This is a genomic window from Saccharopolyspora sp. NPDC002376 (assembly GCF_053593195.1).
In genome coordinates, this window is the sequence record NZ_JBSFBZ010000002.1 from 254,589 (window position 1) to 262,539 (window position 7,951).

Genomic DNA, 7,951 nt, shown 5'->3' on the forward strand with positions numbered 1-7,951 from the left:
GTTTCCGCCAATCGAGGGGTTCGGACGCAGAGGGTGAGCGTGGCCCCTGCGCGGGGGACGGCTTTCGGGGGGTCCGCATAATTGCTCGGTGACCGAGCGCCCTCCTGCTGCTGAGCCGCCCTCGTCCGGTGGCGACCATCGCGCCCGCGACCGCCGTCCGACCAGCTCGGACCGGCGTCCGAGCGCTCCGCCGCCCACCACCGGGCACGGCCACAGGCATGGGCATGGGCATGGGCATGGCCACGGGCCTGCTGAACCGGCGTCGAAGCAGGTCAAGCGCGTGCTGGCGATCGCGCTCGTGCCCTTCGCGCTGGCCGCGGTCATCGGGGTGCTGCTGCTCTACCCCTTCGGGCACGAGGAGCGCAGCGGTGCTGATCTCGGGTTCGGGCAGCATCCGGTGAACGGCGAGGTCGTCTCCGCGGTTCCGGGTTCGTGCACCGAGGACGTTCTGGAGCAGAGCGGGTGCGTGATCCTCGACGTGCGGATGCAGGACGGGCCGCGGCCCGGGGCGAGCATCAAGCAGAAAGTGCCCACCGATCCCGGCAGTCCTCGGTTCGCCGTCGGCGACGAGGTCGTGCTCAGCTACTCCGGCGCCAACGCCCTGGAACCGAGCTCCTACCAGGTCGTCGACTTCCAGCGCGGTACTCCGCTGCTGGTGCTGGCGCTGGTGTTCGCCGCGGCCGTGCTGGTGCTCGGCCGGTGGCAGGGGTTCGCCGCGTTGATCGCGCTCGGGTTGAGCTTCGTGGTCCTGATCGGGTTCGTGCTGCCCGCCGTGCTGGCCGGGGAGGATCCGCTGCTTGTGGCGGTCGTCGGAGCCGGACTGATCATGTTCATCGCGCTCTACCTCACCCACGGCTTCTCCGCGCGGACTTCTACGGCCGTGCTGGGCACCATGCTGAGCCTGACGCTGATCGGGGTGCTCAGCTCGGTGTTCGCGGCGGCCACCAGCCTCACCGGCCTGGACGAGGACACCTCGAACCTGATAGGTCTGCTCGGCGCGCCGATCGATGCGCGCGGGCTGCTGCTGGCCGGCGTCGTGATCGGCGCGTTGGGCGTGCTCGACGACGTCACTGTGACGCAGACCAGCGCGGTGTGGGAGCTGCGCAAGGCCAACCCGTCGCTGTCGTGGCGGCAGCTGTACTCGTCGGGTCTGCAGATCGGCCGCGACCACGTCTCCTCCGCGGTGAACACGCTGGTCCTGGCCTACGCCGGTGCTGCCTTGCCGATGCTGATGGCCTACACGCTCTCCGGACGGAGCTTCAGCGAGATCGTCAGTTCCCAGGCCGTGGCGCAGGAAGTGGTGCGGACCCTGGTGGGCAGCATCGGCCTGGTCGCGGCGGTGCCGATCACCACGGCGATCGCTGCGGCGGTGGCCGTCCGGGAACCCGCAGAAACAGCACCTCGGACATCGGTGGCCGACCGGGTAGAGAAGGCGGCAGTCACCGGCGCCGGAACACCGACCGTGCGCAGGCGACCGCCGAACCGCCCCGGCGATTCCATCGGAACCCGCCGCTGAGTCAGCGCCCCAGTTCCGCGACGAACTTCGACACCGCGTCGGGGTTGAGGCGCTGCGCCATGCGCCCCGGCGGGGCCGCCGACGCCAGCACGTACAGCGGGCGCTGCGGCGCCGCGTCCCCGCGGGCTTCTGAGCGCAGGTGCTCGACGATCAGCTGCGAGAGCACCAGAGCTCGGGTGTCCGCGTTGCCCGCGAGCGTGTCCGCCAGCTTCCGCAGCGCGTAAATCCCCAGCTCACGGCCGCCGGTACCGGCGTACATGGCCAGCGAGACGCTGATCGCCCTGCCATTGGGCGGTCCGGCGACCAGCAGGTTCACCGTGCGCGCCCCGCGCAGGTCGGTGATGAACAGGTCGAGCCGATCGGCCTCGCGCACTGACACCACTCGGGTGCCCAGTGCCCGGGCGACCACCTGGCCGTCGCGCAGCGACAGGGTCTTGCGCGACTCGGTGAAGGCCAGCAGCAGTAACGGGATCCCGACGATCGCCGCCGCGATCGCGAACCCCTGGACACCCGCGAACAGGCCCACGATGCCGCCGAACGCGGCCGCCACGAGGACGGCCGCGATCGTGGTGTTGCGCGCTCGGGTCCGGATCGTCTTGCGGTCCAGGAGGTCGAGCGAGATCGCCTCGGCGTCGCTCATTTGGGCGACTCCGCCACTGCGGCGCGCACGTCGTCGACCAGGTTCTCCAGCGCGACCGCGCGCTGCTCCCCGCTGGCCAGCTCCTTGAGCTGAGCGGTCCCCGCCTCGAGGTCGCGCTCGCCGAGCACCAGCGCGAACCGCGCACCGGAGCGGTCAGCGGCCTTCATCGCGCCCTTGAGGCTCTTGCCGCCGTACGCGACGTCGACGCGCACACCGGCGGCCCGCAGACCGCCCGCGGCCGCGACGAGCCGACGCTTGGCGGTCTCGCCCATCGGCACGCAGTAGACGTCGCAGCGCGCCGGGTCACCCACGGTGAGGCCCTCGGCCTGGCAGGCCAGCAGGGTGCGGTCCACCCCGAGACCGAAGCCGACACCGGAGAGCTCCTGGCCGCCGAGCTCGGCCATCAGACCGTCGTAGCGGCCACCGCCACCGATGCCGGACTGCGCGCCGAGCCCGTCGTGCACGAACTCGAAGGTCGTCTTCGTGTAGTAGTCCAGGCCGCGCACCAGGCGCGGGTTCTCCACGAACTGCACGCCCAGGTCGATCAGGTGCGCCTTGACCTGCTCGTAGTGCTCCTTGGACTCCGCCGAGAGGTGGTCGACCATCAGCGGCGCGTCGGCGACCATTTCGCGCACCTCGGGCCGCTTGTCGTCGAGCACCCGCAGCGGGTTGAGCTCGGCGCGGCGGCGGGTCTCCTCGTCCAGCGGCAGGCCGCTCAGGAACTCCTGCAGCTTGGCGCGGTAGGCCGGGCGGCAGGAGTTGTCGCCGAGCGAGGTGATCTCGATGCGGTGCCCGGTCAGGCCCAGCCGCCGGTAGCCCTCGTCGGCGATCGCGATGACCTCGGCGTCCAGCGCCGGGTCGTCGATACCGATCGCCTCCACGCCGAGCTGCTGCAGCTGCCGGTAGCGACCGGCCTGCGGACGCTCGTAGCGGAAGAACGCGCCGCTGTAGTACAGCTTCACCGGCAGCTGGCCGCGGTCCAGGCCGTGTTCGATGACCGACCTGGTCACGCCTGCGGTGCCCTCCGGCCGCAGCGTCACGGACCGGCCGCCGCGGTCGGCGAAGGTGTACATCTCCTTGGTCACGACGTCGGTGGACTCCCCGACGCCGCGGGCGAACAGCGTGGTCTCCTCGAACAGCGGCAGCTCGATGTAGCCGTAGCCCGCGCGGCGGGCGGCGTCGGCCAGGGTGTCGCGGACCGCCAGGAAGCCGGCCGACTCCGGCGGGTAGTACTCCGGGATGCCCTTGGGGGCGGTGAACGTGCTCATGGGTGGTGGTTCAGTCCTCGTCAGGAGATGGCATCGGAAGCGGGTAGCCCCTGCAGGAACGGGTTGCCCGCGCGTTCGCGCCCGATGGTGGTGGTCGGTCCGTGGCCCGGCAGCACGACGACATCGTCGTCCAACGGCAGGATTTCGCTGCTCAGCGACTCGAGCATCCGGCTGTGGTCGCCGCCGGGCAGATCGGTGCGTCCGATGGCGCCGGCGAAGAGGGTGTCGCCGGACAGCAGCAGCTGTCCTCCCTCTTCGGCCTCGACGCCGAACAGCACCGACCCGCCGGTATGGCCCGGGGTGTGCGTGACGTCGAAGCGCATCCCGGCCAGCTCCAGCACGTCGCCGTGGGTGATCTCGCGGACGTCGGCGGGCGCGTCCATCACCAGGCCGTCGCCGAACAGCTGCCGCCCGGCCGGGCCGAGCGCGGCACCGGGGTCGGCGAGCATGAACCGGTCGTCCGGGTGGATGTGCGCCGGGATGTCGTGCTCGGAGCAGATCTCACCAGCGGAGAAGACGTGGTCGAAGTGCCCGTGCGTGAGCAGCACCGCGGCCGGGGTCAGCCGGCGCTCGGCCAGCTGTGCGCGCAGCGGCTCCGCGGCGTCCTGGCCGGGGTCGACCACGACGCAGGGTTCGCCCTCCCCGCGCGCGAGGACGTAGCAGTTCGCCTGCAGCGGCCCAACCGGGAACCCGAGGACAAGCACGAAGAGCGACCTTTCGTTGCAGCGACACCCGATGGCGCGGGTCGGCTGACCCCAGATTATCGTCCCGGCCGCGCGTGCCTCCCGCGTGGCGTGCGGGCTCTCAGGAAGCGCCGCGGAGCCACCCCATAAACTCCCCGAAAACATCAGGTTCACCGATTCCGGGGAGGGAGCAGGTGCCCAGCAACGAGCAGCGTCGCCAGGCGGCCAAGCGGAAGCTCGAGCGCCAGATGGAGCGCCGGGTGGAGCAGGCCAAGCGACGTCGGGTGATCACCATCGGCGCGACGATCGTCGTGGTCATCGCGGTCGTGGCCGGTGTCTTCTACTTCACCGGCACCAGTGGTGAAGACACCGCGCAGCAGCAGAACCCGCAGGCGCAGTCCGACATCCAGATCCCCACCGAGCTCGCGCCGCCGCCGAAGCGGCCGACGCCGCTGGCGGACCCGGTCTCCTGCCAGTACCACCCGGACGGCCAGGAGCCGAGCAAGCCGGCGCAGCCGCCGGCCAACGGCGAGGTGTCCTCGAAGGGCACCGTGCAGGCCACCATCAACACCAGCCAGGGCGCAATCCCGCTGACCCTGGACCGGTCGCTGGCGCCGTGCACCGTGAACAGCTTCATCAGCCTGGCCAAGCAGGGTTTCTACGACAAGACCTCGTGCCACCGGATCGGCACCAGCGGCCTGCAGATGCTGCAGTGCGGCGACCCGACCGGTTCCGGCAGCGGCGGTCCGGGCTACGCCTTCGACGACGAGACCTTCCCCGAGCTGCAGTACGGCCGCGGTTACCTGGCGATGGCCAACGCCGGGCCGAACACCAACGGCAGCCAGTTCTTCATGGTCTTCGGCGAGGCACCGCTGTCCCCGGACTACACCGTGTTCGGCACGATCTCCGAGGACGGCCTGAAGGTCATCGACGACGTCGCCCGCGCCGGTGACGACGGCGCGTACGAGCCGTCGCCGGGCGGCGGCAAGCCGAACAAGCCGGTCACCTTCGAGAAGGTCGACGTCCAGGCCTGATCGACGACAGCGAGAAGGGGCGTCTCCGACAGGCGGCGCCCCTTCTTCATGCCCGGATCGAGTCCAAGCGCTGCGCAATTTCCATTGAAATCGCCATAGGTAATTTCAATGGAAATTGCGCAGCACCGGCGCGTACTGCCTGGTCAGGCTGCTGAGGTGACTCGGTAGACGTCGTAGACGCCTTCGATGTTGCGGACCGCTTTGAGGACGTGGCCGAGGTGCTTGGGGTCGCCCATCTCGAAGGAGAAGCGGCTGACCGCCACTCGGTCGTTCGAGGTCGTCACCGACGCCGAGAGGATGTTCACCCGCTCATCGGCCAGCACCTTGGTGACGTCGGAGAGCAGGCGGTGCCGGTCCAGGGCCTCCACCTGGATCGCCACCAGGAACACCGAGGACGCCGACGGCGCCCAGTACACGTCGACCAGCCGCTCGGGCGTGCTGCGCAGGTCGTCGGCGTTGGTGCAGTCCGTGCGGTGCACGCTGACCCAGCCGCCGCGGGTCACGAAGCCGAGGATCTCGTCGCCGGGCACCGGTGTGCAGCAGCGCGCCAGCTTCGCCCACACGTCACCGGCATCCTTGACCACCACACCGGAGTCACCGCTGCTGCGGCGCTTGCCGCGCAGCGTCGACGGCGTCGACTTCTCCGCGATCTCGTCGGCCGCCTGCTCCTCGCCGCCGATGAAGACCACGAGTCGCTGCACCAGGTGCTGCGCAGAGAGCTGCTTCTCCCCCACCGCCGCGTACAACGCCGTGACGTCGACGTAGTGCAGTTCGCGGGCCACCGCGCCGAGGGTTTCGGCGGAGACCAGCCGCTGCACCGGCAGGCCGAGGCGGCGGATCTCCTTGGTGATCAGCTCCTTGCCGGACTCGATCGCCTCCTCGCGGCGCTCCTTGGCGAACCACTGCTTGATCTTGGCCTTCGCCCGCGGCGAGGCCACGAACGACAGCCAGTCCCGGCTCGGCCCCGAACCCTCCGCCTTGGAGGTGAAGATCTCGACGACCTCGCCGTTCTCCAGCTTGCGCTCCAGGGCCACCAGCCGGCCGTTGACGCGCGCGCCGATGCAGCGGTGGCCGACCTCGGTGTGCACCGCGTAGGCGAAGTCCACCGGCGTCGACCCCGACGGCAGCGTGATCACATCGCCCTTCGGGGTGAAGACGAAGATCTCCCGGGTGGCCAGGTCGTAGCGCAGCGACTCCAGGAACTCGCCCGGGTCCGCGGCCTCCCGCTGCCAGTCGAGCAGCTGGCGCATCCACGCCATCTCGTCGACCTCGACGGCCGACTGCCCACCGCTGCCGTTGCGGCCCTTGGTCTCCTTGTACCGCCAGTGCGCCGCGATGCCGTACTCGGCGGTGCGGTGCATCTCGTGGGTGCGGATCTGCACCTCCAGCGGCTTGCCCTCCGGGCCGATCACCGTGGTGTGCAGGGACTGGTACACGCCGAAGCGGGGCTGGGCGATGTAGTCCTTGAACCGGCCGGGCATCGGCTGCCACAGCGCGTGCACAACGCCCATCGCCGCGTAGCAGTCGCGGACCTCGTCGACCAGTATCCGCACGCCGACCAGGTCGTGGATGTCGTCGAAGTCGCGGCCTCGCACGATCATCTTCTGGTGGATCGAGTAGTAGTGCTTGGGGCGGCCTTCCACCTTCGCGGCCAGCCGGGCGGTGTCGAGCTGGTGGGACAGCTCGTCGATCACGGTGCGCAGGTAGGTGTCGCGGGACGGGGCGCGGTTGGCGACCAGCCGCACGATCTCGTCGTACTTCTTCGGCTGCAGGATGGCGAAAGCCAGGTCCTCCAGCTCCCATTTGATCGTGGCCATGCCCAGCCGGTGCGCCAGCGGGGCCAGCACCTCGAGGGTCTCGCGGGCCTTGCGGGCCTGCTTCTCCGGCGGCAGGAACCGCATGGTGCGCATGTTGTGCAGCCGGTCGGCCAGCTTGATCACCAGCACCCGCGGGTCGCGGGCCATCGCGATGATCATCTTGCGGATGGTCTCGGCCTCTGCCGCGGCGCCGAGCTTGACCTTGTCCAGCTTGGTGACGCCGTCGACCAGGTGCGCGACCTCGTCGCCGAAGTCCGCGGCCAGCTTCTCCAGCGAGTAGTCGGTGTCCTCGACGGTGTCGTGCAGCAGGCCCGCCACCAACGTGGTGGTGTCCATGCCCAGCTCGGCGAGGATGGTGGCGACCGCGAGCGGATGGGTGATGTAGGGGTCGCCGGACTTGCGCTTCTGGGTGCGGTGCTTGGCTTCGGCCACGTCGTAGGCCCGCTGCAGCAGTCCGAGGTCGGCTTGCGGGTGCAGCTCGCGGTGCACGGTCGCCAGCGGTTCGAGGACCTGCTTGACCGGGGCGGCCCGCTGCGCGGTGATCTTCCTGGCCAACCTGGCGCGGACGCGACGGGTTGCCGACGCCGGTCGCGGCTCGGCAACCGGGTCGGTCGCCGACGCAGGAGATTCGACGTGTTGGCTCACCGCACGCTCCCGGGATCAGATGGTGCATTCCCAGGTCCGGGGACCCGGACATTGAGAATAACGCCATCGGGGCTACAGGCCTTCCCTGGTGCGGTTGTGATACGCCCAGCGGTCACCTGGCGCAGCCGATCGACGGCCCCGACTTCACCCGGACCGATCACCCACCCCGGACGCTCCAAGATCATCCCGATGCGGCAGTTCCCTGCCCGGAACCGGCGAGGCCGCGATACCAATGGAAATCAGACGTCCAATTTCCATTGAGCCCTTTTCATCCTGTCCGGCTGGTGACCGCGAAGCACGACCGACACCGCGCAGCGAGGGTCGCATGCGCCGCAGGCGCATAGCCCA

6 protein-coding genes are annotated in these 7,951 nt (G+C 69.9%); 2 read left to right on the forward strand and 4 right to left on the reverse strand.

The window, feature by feature from the left end; all coding sequences use genetic code 11:
- Window positions 1-88: 88 nt before the first annotated feature.
- Window positions 89-1,516, forward strand: coding sequence for a YibE/F family protein (locus ACWCO2_RS02955; protein ID WP_450126000.1), 1,428 nt, complete (start codon window positions 89-91; stop codon window positions 1,514-1,516).
- 1 nt (window position 1,517) lies between these two features.
- Here ACWCO2_RS02955 and ACWCO2_RS02960 read toward each other — a convergent pair whose 3' ends face one another.
- Genes ACWCO2_RS02960 through ACWCO2_RS02970 form a run of 3 tightly spaced genes read right to left on the reverse strand, consistent with a single transcriptional unit; the run spans window position 1,518 to window position 4,128 of the window.
- On the reverse strand, window positions 1,518-2,156 hold the full coding sequence (locus ACWCO2_RS02960) for a hypothetical protein (RefSeq protein ID WP_450126001.1): 639 nt from the start codon (window positions 2,154-2,156) through the stop codon (window positions 1,518-1,520).
- The gene (hisS, locus tag ACWCO2_RS02965) at window positions 2,153-3,424 is read right to left on the reverse strand and encodes a histidine--tRNA ligase (protein ID WP_450126002.1); all 1,272 of its coding nucleotides are present in this window, start codon (window positions 3,422-3,424) and stop codon (window positions 2,153-2,155) included. The genes ACWCO2_RS02960 and hisS overlap by 4 nt, the downstream gene beginning before the upstream one ends.
- A 20-nt stretch (window positions 3,425-3,444) precedes the next feature.
- The gene (locus ACWCO2_RS02970) at window positions 3,445-4,128 is read right to left on the reverse strand and encodes an MBL fold metallo-hydrolase (protein ID WP_450126003.1); all 684 of its coding nucleotides are present in this window, start codon (window positions 4,126-4,128) and stop codon (window positions 3,445-3,447) included.
- Window positions 4,129-4,301: 173 nt separating this feature from the next.
- Between ACWCO2_RS02970 and ACWCO2_RS02975 the strand changes: the two genes are divergently transcribed.
- A complete protein-coding gene (locus ACWCO2_RS02975) occupies window positions 4,302-5,141 on the forward strand; it encodes a peptidylprolyl isomerase (RefSeq protein WP_450126004.1) in 840 nt (279 codons plus the stop codon).
- A gap of 143 nt (window positions 5,142-5,284) precedes the next feature.
- Here the strand turns inward: ACWCO2_RS02975 and ACWCO2_RS02980 are convergent, their stop codons facing one another.
- Complete coding sequence (locus ACWCO2_RS02980) at window positions 5,285-7,603, reverse strand: RelA/SpoT family protein (RefSeq protein WP_450126005.1); 2,319 nt, start codon at window positions 7,601-7,603, stop codon at window positions 5,285-5,287.
- Between the last annotated feature and the right edge of the window lie 348 nt (window positions 7,604-7,951).